We start from the raw sequence: 17,963 nt of genomic DNA, 5'->3' as shown, positions 1-17,963 counted from the left end.
TGATATAATTTCATTCACCGTATTGATAGTACAAAAAACAAAAAGGAGCGCCACATCGTCAAAAATTCGACTGATGAGACAGCTACTTTTTTGCACCAGTAATTATGGCTTTATTTCTTCTTATCTTTATCCAACACATTCTGTTCTTCAGCAAACTCCGTGCCATATGCAAACCGGCGATTAATTCGAATGTTATCATTGCTGTGCCTTGTGTGGGAATTAGAAAAGCGATGGACGATTACTTCTGATAATGTAAAGACGATGGCAGAAAGGATACTGCCCCATGCAATTTGCATGTAGTTGTCTAATAAAATATTACCGAAAATCCAAACACTTAAATACGCAAGTAAGAAATCCGTCATAATGGCAGCGGAATTGCCAATTCGATTTAAAATAATTTTATCAACAAACATATAAGAAACGATTGTGACGAAGAGACTAAAAGAAATGATTTGGACGAGCGTTGCTGGGAAAAATAGAGCTAGTCCGATACTAAAAGCGATGATGCATGATATAAATTTGATAAGTATTACAGTAATATCACTCAATATTTACACCTCCCATTTATACATAGTTTTACAATAAATTCAGGAGTTCATACATTGGAACGGTTTAATTTATATAAAACTTTATCATGCTGAAAATTTATCTAAATATTAAAAAAACAATCAAAAAATGTTATAGTGAAATGAGAGCGTATGACATTTTTAGGTAAGGGGGAATCCGGGATGTGGATAACTTCAGAAGTAGAAATTCCAGATGAGTTAATCGATCACCTTGAACAAGGTAAGTTAGTATTATTCGTTGGAGCAGGAGTTTCTATGAAGGGGAAATCAAACTTACCGAATTTCGATGATTTAGTTGATGAAATTTCGAAAGCTTTATATGTCGAAAGGCGTGAGATGACAGAACCCCACGATTATTATCTCGGTAAAATTGCGAAAACGAAAGATGTGCATCAAGTTGCAAGAGACCTCGTTAATATAGAAAAATCAAAACCAAATCCATTACACTATGCGATTCCAAGGCTGTTTCCGTTAGATACGGATGTTCGAATTGTAACGACAAACTTTGATCAACATTTTACGTCTGTAATTACAGAAATGAATAGAGAGCTGAATATTTATTATGCACCTGCTTTACCGACAGGGAGAGCGTTTAAAGGGTTGGCTTACATACATGGGAATGTAGAACAAGAGAAAGAAGCTTTAATTTTAACGGATGGTGATTTTGGAAGGGCTTACTTAACAGAAGGATGGGCGAGACGATTTTTAGTTGATTTATTCTCAAATTACACTGTTTTATTCGTTGGGTATAGTCATAATGATCCTGTAATGAAATATTTAGCAACAGGCTTACCACCGAGTACAAGGCGTTATGCTTTCGTCGCACAAGGTGATAATACATATCATTGGGAGCATTTAGGGATAAGACCGATTGTGTATCCGAATAAAGCAAATAATCATCAGGCGCTTGTGAAAGCGGTGAAGCGGTGGGCGGAATTAATGGGGGATAATTATATTACGAAAAGAATGCGTATTCGTGATATTGTAACCGTTCCTCCATCAGTAGAGCAGGAGCAATTATCCTATATAAAACAGTCAATAAAAAAAATTGAAACCGTTCGGTACTTCGTTGAATTTGCTCGTGATTATGAATGGGTGGAATGGCTTGAAGCAGAAGGGAAACTAAGAAATTTATTTCTGCTTACAGCAAATTATGATGAAGTAGATGAATTGCTTGCGGAATGGTTAGTGGAGCAATTTCTATTTAGTCATCAAAAAGAACTATTTCAATTGATTTTTAAAAATCATTCTAAAATATCCCCGTTATGGTGGCGAACAATTTGTACTTACTTAAACGAAACGAAAGAAACGATGGACCCTTTGTTGTTTGCAAGATGGACATTGCTTTTATTAGAAACAGCAGAGAAAGATAGTAGCTCTATTGAAATGATCACATATTTATTGCAAAAATGTTCTTTCCCTGAGCATAAAGAAATTGGCTTGTTGCTATTAACGTTTATTTTAGATGGGAAACTTAAATTGAAGCGTGTAAGAAGATGGGGAAATGATACGCAAGAGTCGATTGAACTCGAGGAATCGAGTCGTATACCGATGCCTATTTTTTCTCATGTGGAGCGAATTTGGAAAGAGAAAATGAGACCTCATATCGCTTACTACGCAAATCCGATTATGGTTACAGGGTTAGAAAAGATACAACTATTGTCATTAAGACAAAATGCACTGAAAAGAAGAGATAGAGAAATTTCAGAGCAGGAGTTACAGCAAAATGATTTTACATTTTTAATTCAAATTGTAAAAGAGTGTCTTACATATTTATGTGAAAACAATGAGAAAAAAGCAAATCATTATATTACAGAAATGATAGAAACTGATAGTGTACTTCAAAAGCGAATTGCAATTGAAGCAATGATTAATAATGTATTCGTTACAGCGGATGACAAACTGAAGTGGTTGTTACATGTGGATGTTCTGTTAGATTTCACATGTAAACATGAAGTGTTTCAACTTTTAAAGAATTATTACGCAGATGCTTTAGAGGAAACGAAAGAAGAAGTAATTCAACATGTATTAGAGTATCTTGCAGAAGAGAGGGCGTTTGATGCTTGTCTTGTATTAGACTTACTATTCACGTGTGATTCGAATAGTAAGTGTACGGCGGAAGGATACGAGCTAATGAAACAGAAACACCCCCATTTTTCTTCAGATCTATACAGTGTTCCAAAGAAAGAGGCAAATGAACAACGTATTACATGCAATGTAACAGCTGATGGATTACTGCAGCTGAAAGACGATGAAATAATGGAGCAAGTTCGGCAATTTTCAAGAGACGGTGTTTTTGAACAACGCCATTTTTTAGAGATGTTATCAAAAGCGTGTAAATTGAATGTAGAGTGGAGTATTTCGTTTGCTTATCAACTAGTAGGCGTGCACGAAATTAGTAATGAAGTATGGTTTGTATGTATTAGAGAGTGGCGAAATAACCGGAATTTGGCGAATGAACAAATTCAAAAAATCATTCCGTTATTGCAGAAATTTATTAGAAATACTGCTTTTCATTGGTTAATTAGTAGTTTTCTATATGAAATTAGTAATCGATTAGAAGAGTTAGATGAAAATAGTATAAGGATTGTAAAACGCTTTGCTTTTTCTGTACTTCCACAAGTTATGAGAGGGGAATCGGATTTTAAGATTGGAAAACAAGAGTTTTACAATGAATCTATTCAGCATCCTGTTGGGAAGATGACTGCTGTATTACTAAAACTGTTAGCATATGATCATTTATACGATCGCAACGTGTATGAATATTTATTTTTATTTGAGGAGCAGGTAAGGGTTACTTCGGAAAGAACGAACTTCATGTTTGCGCGTTTAACAGCAGATATTACGTTTTTATACCATATTGAGAAGCAATGGTGTCGGAAAAATGTATTACCTTACTTAGATTTAAAGAAAGAAAGTGAGCTTACGAAATATGCGTGGGCGGGATTATGTTATACGCAAATTAATCTACCTTTGTTTACAGAAATAAGACGATATATTAAGTATGCAGTAGAACATTTAGATGCACTACATCCATATACGAGAGAAGCATTTTTAAAATGGCTTAGCTTTGTATTTATTAAATGCGTATTATATTGGGAGCAAAAAACAGATTGGTTATATCCACTTTTGATGCAAGAAAACGAAGAGAATAAAATTAGATTTATGCAGTATGTATGCTACTACGTAAAAACGTTAAGTGGTAAGGAACAACAAAAATTTTGGACAGCGTGGCTTAGTGTGTTTTTAAGAGAACGTCCGAAAATGGGCGTAATAACAACGAGAGAATATATGATGCTTTTACGTATTGTTTTATGCATGGATGAGGTTTTAGAAAAAGGATTAAATATTATTTCGAGTAAATTTCAAGGTGTGGAAGGACAATATAACCAAGAAGAAATGAAACAGTTGTTTATAGAGATACTTGAAAAGAAAGAGAGTATGAAAGCGTATAAAGAATTGTATGCAAATGTGTTTTTCACTTTACTTCAGACGTGTCAAGAAGCTGATTTACTTGAAAGTGAGATCATACAAATAAAAGAACTATTAACCAGGTATGAAGTAGAAAGACATGTATTAAATTTAATAGAAAATGAAATAATTCGCATCGGAATCGTAACGGAGAATTTACAAGAGGAATCATAGGGCAGAAGTGGAATTTTAAAAAAATATATAAAAAGTTATTGACAGTGTTTTGAAAAGCGTTCTATAATACGAATCATACTTATTCAATTTCAAACACATTTGAATAAACAAAGTGCAATGAAGAGATCACAGTAGTGGTTAGTCTTACTGTAACAGAGAGCTGGTGGTTGGTGTGAACCAGTACAGGGATAATCATGAATTACAGTCTTGGAGCATCTTTTTCGTAGTAAAGATAGTATTGTCTTTATGAAGGGAAAGCGGTCAATTGATCGTTAACAGTGAAGAGAGGTAGACGGAAAGTTAGTCTACAACTAGGGTGGTACCGCGATAAATATCGTCCCTACTGATTTATTCAGTAGGGACTTTTTGTATTTTAGTGGTCCAACTTGAAAATAAAATAGTCATGCATTGAAAGGAAAAGCAGTAGTTGTTGTTTCCCTGTAACAGAGAGCTGGTGGTTGGTGTGAACCAGTACAAAAACAAGAGCGAATTACAGTCCTGGAGCATCTTTTTCGTAGTAAAGATAGTTATTGTCTTTATGAAGGGAAAGACGGTCAGATGATCGTTAACAATGAAGAGAGGTAGGCGAAATAAGTCTACAACTAGGGTGGTACCGCGATAAATATCGTCCCTACTGATTGAATCAGTAGGGCTTTTTTGTACAAAAAAGTGGCTTATTAACTAGTAGTTAGTGTCTTTATGGTAATTATTAGTTTAAAATAAGAAGAGGTATCGATTCCACTTTAAATTTGTATAATTAACCAGTTCAGAAAATAGAGAATTTTTCATTCTCTTACTATACTTTTAAAACATTAGAGGAGGATTTCCAAATGGCAAATCACGAATTAGATCAATTACGTAAACAGGTAGATGAAATTAACTTACAACTATTACACCTATTAAACAAACGCGGTGAAATCGTTCAAAAAATTGGAGAGCAAAAACAAGTACAAGGTACGAAACGCTTTGATCCAGTACGTGAGCGTGAAGTACTTGATATGCTTGCAGAGCATAACGAAGGACCATTCGAAACGTCAACGATTCAACATATTTTCAAAACGATTTTCAAAGCAAGCTTAGAATTACAAGAAGATGATAACCGTAAAGCATTACTAGTTTCACGTAAAAAGAAAAAAGAAAATACAATTGTTAATGTTAAAGGTGAATTGATTGGAAACGGAACACAAACGTTCATCATGGGACCTTGTGCGGTAGAAAGTTTAGAGCAAGTTCGCCAAGTAGGGCAAGCTATGAAAGACCAAGGCTTAAAATTAATGCGCGGTGGTGCTTTCAAACCGAGAACATCTCCATACGATTTCCAAGGTTTAGGAGTAGAAGGTTTACAAATTTTACGCCAAGTAGCAGATGAGTTCGACTTAGCGATTATTAGTGAAATTTTAAATCCGAACGATGTGGAAATGGCGCTAGAATACGTTGATGTAATTCAAGTTGGTGCACGTAACATGCAAAACTTCGATTTACTACGAGCTGTAGGTAAGGTTAATAAGCCAGTATTACTAAAACGTGGATTAGCAGCAACAATTGATGAGTTCATTAATGCAGCGGAATACATTATTGCACAAGGTAATGACCAAATTATTCTTTGTGAGCGCGGTATTCGCACATACGAGAGAGCGACACGTAACACATTAGATATTTCAGCAGTACCGATTTTAAAGAAAGAAACACATTTACCAGTTATCGTTGACGTAACACATTCAACAGGACGTAGAGATTTATTATTACCAACAGCGAAAGCGGCACTTGCAATTGGAGCAGATGCAGTAATGGCGGAAGTACATCCAGACCCAGCAGTTGCGTTATCAGATTCTGCGCAACAAATGGATATTCCAGAATTCCATAGATTCATGGATGAGTTAAAAGGTTTCAAAAATAAATTATCTTAATTCCATATCATAAATGCGCTGAAGAGGAAACAGTAGTGCTTATCTCACTGTTAAAGAGAGCTGATGGCCGGTGTGAATCAGTACAAAGGTAAGCATGAATTACAGCCTTGGAGCATCTTTCCCGCCAACTTTTGGAGAGAAAGACGGTCAAACGATCGTTAAAGAAGAAGAGAGGTAGACGAAAGAAGTCTACAACTAGGGTGGTACCGCGATAAACATCGTCCCTACTGAGCGCTCAGTAGGGACTTTTTTGTACAAAAAAATAGTAAAGGGGCAAGAGAAATGAGATATATTACAGCTGGAGAATCACATGGGCCGCAGTTAACAGTTATTTTAGAAGGTGTACCAGCAGGTTTAACATTAACAGCGGAACATATTAATAAAGAATTATTAAGAAGACAAAAAGGGCATGGGCGCGGAAGACGCATGCAAATTGAAACAGATACAGTTGAAATTGCAAGTGGTGTACGTCACGGAATGACACTTGGTTCGCCAATTACGTTAATCGTAAAAAATGATGATTTCAAACATTGGACGAAAGTAATGGGTGCTGAACCAATTTCGGAGCAAGAAAGTAAAGAAATGAAACGTACTATAACGAAACCACGTCCAGGACATGCGGATTTAAACGGGGCAATTAAATACGGCCATCGTGATATAAGAAACGTATTAGAGCGCTCTTCTGCAAGAGAAACGACAGTTCGTGTAGCTGCTGGTGCAGTTGCGAAACAAATTTTGAAAGAATTAGGCGTGGAAATTGCAGGGCATGTTCTTGAAATTGGTGGGGTACAAGCGAAGCGTATTTCAAACTTACCAATTGAAGAAATTCAAACGATAACTGAAAACTCACCAGTTCGATGTTTAGATAAAGAAGTAGAACAAGAGATGATGAATGCGATTGATGATGCGAAAAGTAGCGGAGATTCTATAGGCGGTATTGTCGAAGTCATTGCAGAAGGAATGCCAATTGGAGTTGGTAGCTACGTTCATTACGACCGCAAATTAGATGCAAAACTTGCCGGTGCTATTATGAGCGTGAATGCATTTAAAGGTGCTGAGATCGGAATTGGTTTTGAAGCGGCAAGACAGCCAGGAAGTAAAGTGCACGATGAAATTTTATGGGATGAAGAAAAAGGATACACGAGAAATACGAATAATGCCGGCGGTTTAGAAGGCGGTATGACAACAGGTATGCCAATTGTCGTAAGAGGCGTAATGAAGCCAATTCCTACATTATATAAACCGTTAGCAAGCGTAGATATTGATACGAAAGAAGCGTTCCAAGCGAGTATTGAAAGATCTGATAGCTGTGCAGTACCAGCAGCAGGTGTTGTAGCTGAAGCTGTCGTTGCATGGGAACTTGCCGGTGCACTAGTCGAGCAATTCGGAAAAGATCGCATGGAATTACTAAAACAAAATATTTCGCAACATAACAAATACGCAAAAGAATTTTAATGAAAAGGTGGATTTAACATGCGAGTAAAAGATCAACTATCATCATTACAACCGTATAAACCAGGTAAATCACCAGAGCAAATGAAAGAAGTATACGGGAATCATTCATTTGTTAAGTTAGCATCAAATGAAAATCCATTTGGCTGTTCACCTCGTGTTTTAGGAGAATTACAAAAATCGTGGGAGGAACATGCTTTATATCCTGACGGAGGTGCTGAAGTACTCCGTCAAACTATCGCAGAGAAATTACAAGTTCAAATGGAACAAGTGCTTTGTGGTAGTGGTCTTGATGAAGTAATTCAAATTATCAGCCGTGCAGTACTATGTAAAGGAGATAATATTGTTACGGCTGGTGCAACATTCCCACAGTACCGTCATCATGCAATTATTGAAGGCTGTGAAGTGAAAGAAATTGCTTTAAAGAACGGTGTATATGATCTAGATGAAATTTCTTCAGCAGTTGATGAACATACAAAAATCGTATGGATTTGTAATCCGAACAACCCGACAGGCACATATGTGAATGAGCGAAAATTGACTCAATTCATTGAAAGCATTAGTGAAAATACGTTAATTGTCATTGATGAAGCGTACTATGAATACGTAACAGCAAAAGATTTCCCTGAGACATTACCGCTTTTAGAAAAACATAACAACATTCTTGTACTTAGAACGTTTTCTAAAGCGTACGGATTAGCTTCTTTCCGCGTTGGTTATGCGATTGGACAGGAAGAGTTAATCGAGAAATTAAATGTCGTACGTTTGCCATTTAACGTATCTTCATTAGCGCAAAAAGCAGCGACGATTGCTTTTAACGATGCAGCATTTATTGAAGAAATTGTACGTGTTAATACAGAGGGATTACAACAATACGAGAGTTTTTGTACGGAAAATGAAATTCCATTTTATCCGTCGCAAACAAACTTCATCTTCTTACCAGTAGATAATGGGGGAGAGATTTATGAAGCTTGTGCACACTCAGGATTTATTATTCGTCCGTTCCCAAATGGTGTCCGTATTACAATCGGAACTAGGGAACAAAATGAAGGAGTGATTTCAGTGTTAAAACAACACTTTGAAAATAAAAAAGGTAAGTCTCGAGATGAGGCAAATGTGTAAAAAGGTATTATTAATCGGTACTGGATTAATAGGAGGCTCTCTTGCATTAGCGATTAAAAAAGAGCACGATGTAACGATTATCGGTTATGACATATTTAAAGAGCAAGTAGAGCACGCAAAAGAATTACATGTAGTTGATGAAGTAGCAGTAGATTTGCAGCGTGCATGTGAGGAGGCAAATTTAATTGTATTTGCCTCTCCAGTTGAAGAAACGAAAAAGTTGTTACACAAACTTGCATCATTTCATTTACGAGAAGATGTTATAGTGACCGATGTTGGTAGTACAAAAGGAACGATTATGAACGAAGCGGAAGCTTTATTTTCAAAGGAAGTTTCTTTTATTGGTGGACATCCAATGGCAGGTTCTCATAAAACTGGAGTTGAAAGTGCAAAAGCACACCTTTTTGAAAACGCATTTTACATTTTAACGCCAATGAATCACGTACAGGCGGATCAAGTAGACGAGCTAAAAGAATGGTTAAAAGGAACAGGCTCTCATTTTCTTGTATTAAATACAAAAGAACATGATTATATAACAGGAATAGTTAGTCATTTTCCGCACCTAATTGCAGCAGGATTAGTAAAACAAGTTGAGAAACATGCTGGTGATAATCCGCTTATTCATCAACTAGCGGCAGGCGGATTTAAAGATATAACACGTATTGCATCAAGTAGTCCGAAAATGTGGAGTGATATCGTAAAGCAAAATCGCGGGCATTTATTGGAACTATTAGAAGAATGGATTTCAGAAATGGAAGAGCTATATAAGACGGTTTCTAAAGGAGATGCAGGAGAAATACAAAGTTATTTTGCAGATGCGAAAGAATATCGTGACTCTTTACCAGTTCGAAAAAGAGGGGCGATTCCTGCCTATCACGACTTATACGTCGACGTTTTAGATAAAGTAGGGGCATTAGCCCATATCACGAGCATTCTAGCAGAAGAAGAAATTAGTATTACGAACTTGCAAATATTAGAAGCGCGAGAAGGATTGCTCGGAGTTTTACGAATTAGTTTCCAAAGAGAAGAGGATCGAACGCAGGCAAAAATTGCGCTCGGAAAAGAAGAATACCAAACGTATGAAACAATTTAATGAGGAGGGTGACAACGTGAAAGAAAAAAGAGTACAAACTGTAAATAACGGATTGAATGGCACAATTACAATCCCTGGAGATAAATCAATTTCCCATCGCGCTGTCATGTTTGGCGCAATCGCGGAAGGTAAAACAACAATTAAAGGATTTCTTCCTGGTGCGGATTGTTTAAGTACTATTTCTTGTTTTAAAGAAATGGGAGTAGAGATAATGCAAAATGGAGAAGAAGTTACGGTAATTGGAAAAGGATTAGAAGGTTTGCAAGAGCCAAAAGCTGTATTAGATGTTGGTAATTCTGGTACAACGATCCGATTAATGTCAGGGATTTTGGCTAACACACCATTTTTCTCTTGCGTACAAGGTGATGCGTCTATCGCAAAAAGACCGATGAAACGTGTTACAAATCCATTAAAACAAATGGGCGCAAAAATTGATGGCCGAAAAGAAGGAACATTTACGCCGCTCACAATACGTGGCGGAGATTTAAAAGCAATTGAGTACACTTCACCTGTAGCAAGCGCACAGGTAAAGTCAGCTATTTTACTTGCAGGACTTCGTGCAGAAGGTGTAACAACTGTTACAGAACCACATATTTCCCGCGACCATACGGAAAGAATGCTTGAAGCGTTCGGTGTAAAGGTAACTCGCGTGGGGAAAACTGTAAAACTAGCGGGTGGACAGAAGTTAACAGCAACAGACGTTCATGTGCCAGGTGACGTATCATCAGCGGCATTTTTCTTAGTAGCGGGTGCAATTATCCCAAATAGTAAACTACTATTACAAAATGTGGGAATGAATCCGACTCGTACAGGTATTATTGATGTTCTTGAGAAAATGGGCGCTACGTTTACTGTAGAGCAGATTAACGAAGGAGCATCAGAACCTGCTGCAAATATTACAATTGAAACATCCCCGCTGAAAGGAATCGAAATCGGTGGTGATATCATTCCACGACTGATTGATGAAATCCCAATTATCGCTTTAGCAGCAACACAAGCAGATGGAATTACAGTCATTAAAGATGCACACGAATTAAAAGTAAAAGAAACGAACCGTATTGATACAGTCGTTGCTGAACTAACGAAACTAGGAGCTCGTATTGAAGCGACCGATGACGGAATGATTATTTACGGTAAATGTAAGCTAAAAGGAACTACAGTACATAGTCATGGTGATCACCGCATTGGAATGATGCTTGCGATTGCCGGCTGTATTGCTGAGGGAGAAACAACAATTGAAGATGCAGAAGCAGTAGGTGTATCATATCCTACATTTTTTGAAGAACTACAAACGTTAGCTAAATAAAGTGATGAGAAGCAGATATGCAATGTATCTGCTTTTTTATGTTGGCTTTTTTCGTAAATAATGTTGCTTTATTGTGTAAGAATTTTATCTTTATTGATTTTATGAGATTTTTACGCATAATTGTAACTAAGGGAGAGGATTCCAAGTTGAGTAAACAGAATATCAGCACAACAGTTTCAGGGGATTTAATTGTTACCCATCTAATTGGCAAGATTAATACAGCTGATGTTTATGAATGGTTTAATGGCTTCGAGCAGGTTTGTCAGCAATTCATTTCCGAGGGTCGGAAATACAAATTGTTGGTGGATAGAAAAGGATACACGCCAGATCATTTTTCTGTTCAAAAAGCATGGAAAGATAAGTTCTTCAATGAAAACATTTTGAATCACAGTAAGGCAATTGCGTTTCTCCTTGAAGAAGGGGAGATAATGAATTATTTACAACAATCCAATACAAAAAAATCCGTAAAATTTTTCGATGATTATGAACAAGCGTTAATTTGGTTGAATGAATATCCAATATAAAACCTTTATTGAACCAGTTTCTCTCAATCAACTGGTTTTTTTTATGCCCGTAATGTTGCCGTTGTCATAAGTTTCATCACTTTCAATGGTACCTCTTAGCTTCGCAAACCCAAGAGAACGCAAGGTGTTTAATATTCTTATGCCGCCAATAGAAAGCAGTTGAAAAGAGCTTTTATGTTAGAGTGTTTCTAAATCGATACCTTTTGTTGAAACATCCTCGTAATTTCACTTACCGAACTATAATAGTTTGAATTATGATATAATTCAAACGAGGAATGGAGGAGAAATATATGAACGTTATACAATTAAAAGAAGATAAGTTTAGAGAAGCATTACGTTTATCAGAATATGCTTTTCAATATAAAGCAGATGAAGAACGAGTAGAGCAGCAAATTACACGAATGAAGGAAAGCCATCAAATATACGGTATTATGGAAGGAGAAGAGTTAGCTGCAAAGTTGCACTTAATTCCTTTTCATATTTACATAGGAAAAGAAAAGTTTAAAATGGGCGGCGTTGCGGGGGTAGCGACGTATCCGGAATATAGAAGAAGTGGATATGTAAAAGAGTTACTTCAGCATTCACTACAAACTATGAAAAGAGATGGATATAGTGTATCGATGTTACATCCATTTGCCGTTTCATTTTATCGTAAATATGGCTGGGAACTTTGTGCGAATCGAATCGTATGTCAGATGACAAAGAGCGATTTAATAATAAAAAAACAAGTGAATGGTACAGTGAAACGTTTTAGTAAAGATAATCATCCAGAAGAAGTAGAGAATCTATATGAAACATTTGCAGAACGATTTTCTGGTATGTTAGTTCGCGGACGTAAATGGTGGCTACAAGCGGTGTATCATGATTTAACATTGGCAGTTTACTATGATGAAAATAAAACGGCGGCTGGTTACATTTTATACAAAATAGAGAATTCTAAAATGAAAGTAGAAGAATTTGTCCCATTACATAATGAAGCAAGAATTGGTCTTTGGAACTTCATCTGCCAACATGATTCTATGATTAAAAATCTAGAAATGATACTAAGTGAGACAGAACCACTTCTTTACACATTACAAGAACCACGAGTAAAAGCAGAAGTAACTCCATATTTCATGGGAAGAATTGTAGATGTAGAACAGTTTTTCAAACAATATGAATGGAACTGGAACAACGAAGAGCAAGAAGTAATTTTACATATTACAGATTCATTTGCACCGTGGAATAACGTAACGGTTCAACTTAAAAATAATGAAATAACAATCGTTAAAGAAGAAACAGCAAAAGAAAATGGAATTCAAATCGATATTAATGCGTTATCTACTATTATGTTTGGTTACAAGCGACCGCTAGAATTAAATGAAATAGACTTAATAAGCGGTAGCGAAGAGGAGATACGTGCATTTGAGAATGTAGTGCCGGTGCGTAAGCCGTTTATTTATGATTTCTTTTAATTAATGTCATGTGCTATGTATGAGTAACAAAGTACTATAATGATAAACTTTTTATTATAGTACTTTTCTATTTAATAGAGTGAAATCATTGTTTTAGGAGGAAAAGTAAAATGATTAGGCAAGCCGTAGGTGCGGTCGTATTCCAACACAGTGAATTTTTATTGGTACATAAGGTGAAAATTAGCGACATAGATGGAGAATATGCTATGTCAAAGGGGGAATGGGATTTTCCTAAAGGTGGAGTGAAACATACAGATAATGATTTAGAGAGTGCTATTTTGAGAGAGCTGGAAGAAGAAACTGGATCTACAAAGTTTAAAGTTATAAAACAATTTGAAGATAAAATTTGCTTTGGCTTTCCTGAAGAGCTCAAAATGAAAATTGGATATGAAGAGCAAGAAACTACTATGTTTTATGTAGAATATATAGGTGACAGAATAGATTTACATCCAAAAGATAATGAAATAAGTCAAGTTCAATTTTTTAAGATACAAGATGTATTGAGGGTTTTAAGTCATGATGATACAAAGAAATTTTTTGATGGGATAACGCAAAAAATGTATTAATATCTTAATTGAGTGTGTTATTTGATAAATGCTTCAATAGCGTATTTACACACTTGACTTTTAATCCTTGTAATTTATAATTATAAACGGAATGAATTTTCATTCCTGAAAATTGAGGTGAGAAAAATGGCTAAAAATAAGCAAGAGGATATTTTTGATGCTGCTATAAAACTTTTCGCAGAGCGTGGTTACGATGGTACGACAATTCCGATGATCGCTGAAAAAGCAAATGTCGGCGCGGGTACTATTTATCGCTATTTTGAAAATAAAGAGGCACTCGTTAACTCATTATTTTCAAAAAGCATGCTACAGCTATCTGAAACAATAAAAACTGATTTTCCTGTTGAAGCAAATATTCGAGAACAGTTTAGTCATACGTATAACCGTTTATTTGAATTTGCGAGAAACAATGTGGATGCTTTTCTTTTTACAAATTCTCACTGTGATAGTTATTTTCTTGATGAACAGAGTAAGAAAATATTTGACGATTTTATAGGCTTCTTTATGAATATTATTGAAGATGGAATCGAAAAAGGTTTTCTTCGTCCATTGCCTATAATTGCTTTAATTATTATTGTATATCAACCGCTTGAAAAATTAATAAAAGTAATGGCGACAGGGCAATTAGAATACTCAAAAGAATTAGTAAAAGAATTGGAAGAGAGCTCTTGGAATGCTATTAGAATCATTTGATTCTATAGCTTTATAAGGACAGGAATGAACATTCATTCCTAAATAAATATAAAAAACGATTACAGGAGATGATATATCTGTACAATTAAAGGAATGAATATTCATTCCGCAGGGAGTGATTCAATAGAATTGAAAAATAATTTAATAGGATAATAGGAATGAACGTTCATTCCTAAGTGATATTTTCAAAAATAGGGAATGAATATTCATTCCCTATGCACCATGAAACTCTAATAACAGGAGATGATTCAAATGAGCAAGCTAAAAAGTTGGAGAAGTTTATCTTTTCTATTATGGATAGTTATTACTATTGCAATGGTCGTAACGATGCCTAATATGGATCAGTTAGTGAAGGAAAAAGGGCAAATCACGATTCCAAAAACAGAACAAAGCAGTATTGCTGACAAGATGATAAAAGAAATGGATAAAGAAGGGGCTGAAAAGTATGAAATTATAGCCGTCTTTAATAGTGGAGATAAAAACGCATTAACGAATGAACAGAAAGAGGAAATAACAAAAACGATCAACGCGCTGCAAAATGAAAAAGAGCAATTAGGAATTAAGGAAGTCGTTTCACATTTAGATAATAAAGAACTGGAGAAACAATTAGTTTCTAAAGATAATACGACTATTTTAACGCAAATATCGGTAGATAAAAAACATGGTAAAATATCAAAAATTGCAAATAATCTTCATAAAAAAGTACAAACGAAAGGAGTTACAACGTACTTAACAGGAAGTGATTTAATAGCGGGTGATTTTCTTACATCCTCTCAAGAGGGCGTGAAAAAGACAGAAGTTATTTCGATCATTTTCATTCTTGTAGTATTAATCATTGTATTCCGTTCACCAGTTGTTCCGATTATTTCTCTTCTTACAGTTGGTGTTTCGTATTTAATTTCAATGGGGATTATTGCCCATCTTGTAGATCAATTTAATTTTCCGTTTTCAAACTTTACGCAAGTGTTTGTAGTAGTCGTCCTGTTTGGAGTGGGAACAGACTATAACATTTTATTATATACAAGATTTAAAGAAGAATTAAGTAAACAAGAAAATGCATTTTTGGCTACGAAAGAAACGTTTAAATCGGCAGGTAAAACCGTTTTATATAGCGGGATAGCAGTACTAATTGGCTTTGCATCTCTTGCTTTAGCGAGTTTTAAATTATATCAATCTACTTCAGCAGTAGCAATTGGTGTTGCAGTATTACTACTCGTATTAACTACTTTAAATCCATTTTTCATGGTGCTATTAGGAAAAGGTATGTTTTATCCAGTTAAAACATTTAAAGGACATGAGGATAGTCGTTTATGGGGATTCTTTGCGAAAAATTCAGTAGCAAGACCATTTATCGCTTTAATTATCGTATTCGTGATATCGATTCCATTCGTATTAAAATATTCTAACACGCTTAATTACAATGATTTATTTGAAGTGGATAATAAATATGAATCAAAAATGGGGATTAACGTAATAGAAGAGCATTTTCCGCCCGGTTTTTCTTCACCAAGTACGTTAGTTATTCAATCGGATAAAAAGTTAGATGAGGCGACTTCTTTACAAACTTTAGATGAACTTACTGATAAAATCTCGAAAGTTAAAGGAGTCTCAGAAGTATATTCACCGACGCGTCCAACTGGAGATAAGATTAAAGAATTATATATAAATAAACAAGCCGGAGAATTGAATACAGGCTTAGGAGATGCAAATGGTGGCATAAAAGAAATTAATGAAGGATTAACTGATGCGAAAGATAAAATGGGTAGTAATGACTCAAATAGTCTTGCAAATGTTCAAAAGTTAATTGATGGAACAAATGAAGCGAAAAATGGTGTATCAGCATTAGGGACAGCTTTAAATCAATTATCGAATGGAATAAACAATGGAGCACAAGGAGCGAAGCAAATAGAGGATGAGCTAGCATCATTAAACGGAAATATCAATGCCCTGTCAAATGCAACTTCACAGCTTCATGCTGGTTATGAACAGTTAGAAAAAGGTTTAAGTTCTTACGATCAATATTTCGGAAGCATTTCTCAAGCAATTGATGGTGCGAAAAAAGGATATGAACAAATTGAAGTGTTAATGAACAATTTCATTCAAACGAAACCAGAATTAGCAAATGACCCTAACGTGCAGCAAACATTAGGAATTGCTAAAGAAGCTCAAAAACAATTAACTGGACTTTCAAAAGAATTAAATCAATTGGCGGTGCAGCATAAAGCAGCGATGAATTCGTTTAAAGAAGCGAATCAATCGTTACTGAAAGTAGATAACGGTTTAAAAGAAATGAACAATGGAGTTACCAAGTTACAAAAAGGAGCTGCTGAGCTGAACAAAGGATTGAGCGAAGGGGCTACAGGTTCAAAACAAATTGCGAATAAATCAACTGAGTTACAATCCGGATTAACGAAAATAAACGATGGGCAAGGGAAACTTTTAACAGGGCTTAAAGATTTGCAAGAAAAGATGGGGCAATTGCAATCAGGTTTATCTAAAAGTACAGAGGGTTTAGGAAAAGTAAGTAACGGTCTAGGTGACGCTCAAAAATATTTAGGAGAGCTAAATGAGTCGAAAAGCTCTGAGAAATTTTATATTCCGAAAGAAGTTTTAGAAGGAGAAGATTTCCAAAAAGCATTGAATACGTACATGTCACATGATAGAAAGACTGCTAAAATGACAATTATTTTAGACGTAAACCCGTATTCAAAAGAAGCGATGCCTATCATTCAAGAAATTAATAAAACGATAGATGGTACGTTAAAGGGAACAGAACTAAATGATGCGAAAAAAGCAATTGGCGGGACAACAGCTAGAAACGTTGATTTAAAAGAAGTAACCGGGCAAGATTTCTTACGTACTGCTACGATTATGTTATTAGGGATTTCGCTTGTATTAATCGTGATTACACGCTCATTCTTAAATTCAATCTTTATTATTGGATCATTAATATTAGCTTACTTTGCTTCACTTGGTATAAGTGAACAAATTAGTTCACACTTATTAAACGTAGAGTCATTAAGCTGGAATGTTCCATTCTTTAGCTTTATAATGATTGTCGCTCTAGGTGTGGATTATAGCATTTTCGTAATGATGCGATACAATGAGCTAGAAGGGGATTCAGTAACGAAAATTGTAAATGCATCTCGTCACATAGGGGGAGTTGTATTATCAGCGGCACTTATTTTAGGCGGAACATTTGCTGCATTAATCCCTTCAGGAGTATTGACGCTAATACAAGTGGCATTAGTTGTTGGCATTGCCCTTATACTATTAGCTTTAATTGTAATGCCGATATTGTTACCAGCTTTAATAGGATTGGCGAGTAAATTGAAGAGTTATAAAGAGAAAATAATAAATACGAAATAAGAAAAACCTGTAGGGAATGTTTTCTCTACAGGTTTTTTGTATATAAAATATGAAATGAAAAAATGATCTAATGTATTACAGAATGAGAAGCGGATGGGGATATTAGAAAGAGGTCGATGATATACAAAAAATAACTAGGGGAATGGATAAAAACTATTCGATTTCATTGTAGAAAGCTAATCAACCGTTGCTATTCATCCAGCTTCTACTATATAATAGCTATAGTCTACAATAATTGAGTCGTAATATGCGATTTTTTAAGACAA

At 35.4% G+C, this 17,963-nt stretch carries 12 protein-coding genes and 3 other annotated features; of the genes, 11 read left to right on the top strand and 1 reads right to left on the bottom strand.

Annotated features, from left to right (window positions below):
* Positions 1-110: 110 nt before the first annotated feature.
* Positions 111-548: a YndM family protein gene (locus tag MR155_RS10055; RefSeq protein WP_219302789.1), complete on the bottom strand. Its 438-nt coding sequence runs from the start codon at positions 546-548 to the stop codon at positions 111-113.
* Between the two features lie 150 nt (positions 549-698).
* Between MR155_RS10055 and MR155_RS10050 the strand changes: the two genes are divergently transcribed.
* The 11 genes from MR155_RS10050 to MR155_RS10000 all read left to right on the top strand — a co-directional run bounded on the left by MR155_RS10050 (position 699) and on the right by MR155_RS10000 (position 17,697).
* The gene (locus tag MR155_RS10050; protein ID WP_242309518.1) at positions 699-4,211 is read left to right on the top strand and encodes a DUF4020 domain-containing protein; all 3,513 of its coding nucleotides are present in this window, start codon (positions 699-701) and stop codon (positions 4,209-4,211) included.
* Positions 4,212-4,319: 108 nt separating this feature from the next.
* Positions 4,320-4,556, top strand: a binding site (T-box leader).
* 54 nt (positions 4,557-4,610) lie between these two features.
* Positions 4,611-4,847 (top strand) — a binding site (T-box leader).
* Positions 4,848-5,041: 194 nt separating this feature from the next.
* Positions 5,042-6,118 carry a bifunctional 3-deoxy-7-phosphoheptulonate synthase/chorismate mutase gene (locus tag MR155_RS10045; RefSeq protein ID WP_002013433.1) on the top strand — a complete coding sequence of 359 codons (1,077 nt, stop codon included), beginning with the start codon at positions 5,042-5,044 and terminating at the stop codon, positions 6,116-6,118.
* A gap of 9 nt (positions 6,119-6,127) precedes the next feature.
* Positions 6,128-6,347, top strand: a binding site (T-box leader).
* A gap of 53 nt (positions 6,348-6,400) precedes the next feature.
* Positions 6,401-7,573 carry a chorismate synthase gene (aroC, locus tag MR155_RS10040; RefSeq protein WP_002013434.1) on the top strand — a complete coding sequence of 391 codons (1,173 nt, stop codon included), beginning with the start codon at positions 6,401-6,403 and terminating at the stop codon, positions 7,571-7,573.
* Positions 7,574-7,591: 18 nt separating this feature from the next.
* Entirely contained in the window at positions 7,592-8,692 is a 1,101-nt protein-coding gene (gene hisC / locus MR155_RS10035) for a histidinol-phosphate transaminase (RefSeq protein ID WP_002136935.1), read from the top strand.
* Positions 8,685-9,785: a prephenate dehydrogenase gene (gene tyrA, locus MR155_RS10030; RefSeq protein WP_219302785.1), complete on the top strand. Its 1,101-nt coding sequence runs from the start codon at positions 8,685-8,687 to the stop codon at positions 9,783-9,785. Before hisC ends, tyrA begins: the two co-directional genes overlap by 8 nt.
* Positions 9,786-9,801: 16 nt before the next feature.
* The gene (aroA, locus tag MR155_RS10025) at positions 9,802-11,091 is read left to right on the top strand and encodes a 3-phosphoshikimate 1-carboxyvinyltransferase (RefSeq protein WP_242309516.1); all 1,290 of its coding nucleotides are present in this window, start codon (positions 9,802-9,804) and stop codon (positions 11,089-11,091) included.
* Between the two features lie 17 nt (positions 11,092-11,108).
* A complete protein-coding gene (locus MR155_RS10020) occupies positions 11,109-11,615 on the top strand; it encodes an STAS/SEC14 domain-containing protein (RefSeq protein ID WP_242309514.1) in 507 nt (168 codons plus the stop codon).
* Between the two features lie 290 nt (positions 11,616-11,905).
* Positions 11,906-13,069 carry a GNAT family N-acetyltransferase gene (locus tag MR155_RS10015; RefSeq protein WP_002084902.1) on the top strand — a complete coding sequence of 388 codons (1,164 nt, stop codon included), beginning with the start codon at positions 11,906-11,908 and terminating at the stop codon, positions 13,067-13,069.
* A gap of 110 nt (positions 13,070-13,179) precedes the next feature.
* The gene (locus MR155_RS10010; RefSeq protein WP_002127860.1) at positions 13,180-13,635 is read left to right on the top strand and encodes an NUDIX domain-containing protein; all 456 of its coding nucleotides are present in this window, start codon (positions 13,180-13,182) and stop codon (positions 13,633-13,635) included.
* A gap of 126 nt (positions 13,636-13,761) precedes the next feature.
* Entirely contained in the window at positions 13,762-14,328 is a 567-nt protein-coding gene (locus MR155_RS10005) for a TetR/AcrR family transcriptional regulator (protein WP_002013443.1), read from the top strand.
* A gap of 252 nt (positions 14,329-14,580) precedes the next feature.
* Entirely contained in the window at positions 14,581-17,697 is a 3,117-nt protein-coding gene (locus MR155_RS10000) for an MMPL family transporter (protein ID WP_242309512.1), read from the top strand.
* Positions 17,698-17,963 lie beyond the last annotated feature (266 nt).

The sequence above is a fragment of the Bacillus cereus group sp. BfR-BA-01331 genome (genome assembly GCF_022663915.1).
In the GTDB taxonomy this organism is placed as follows: domain Bacteria; phylum Bacillota; class Bacilli; order Bacillales; family Bacillaceae_G; genus Bacillus_A; species Bacillus_A mycoides.
This window is presented reverse-complemented; position numbering and strand designations above follow the sequence as displayed.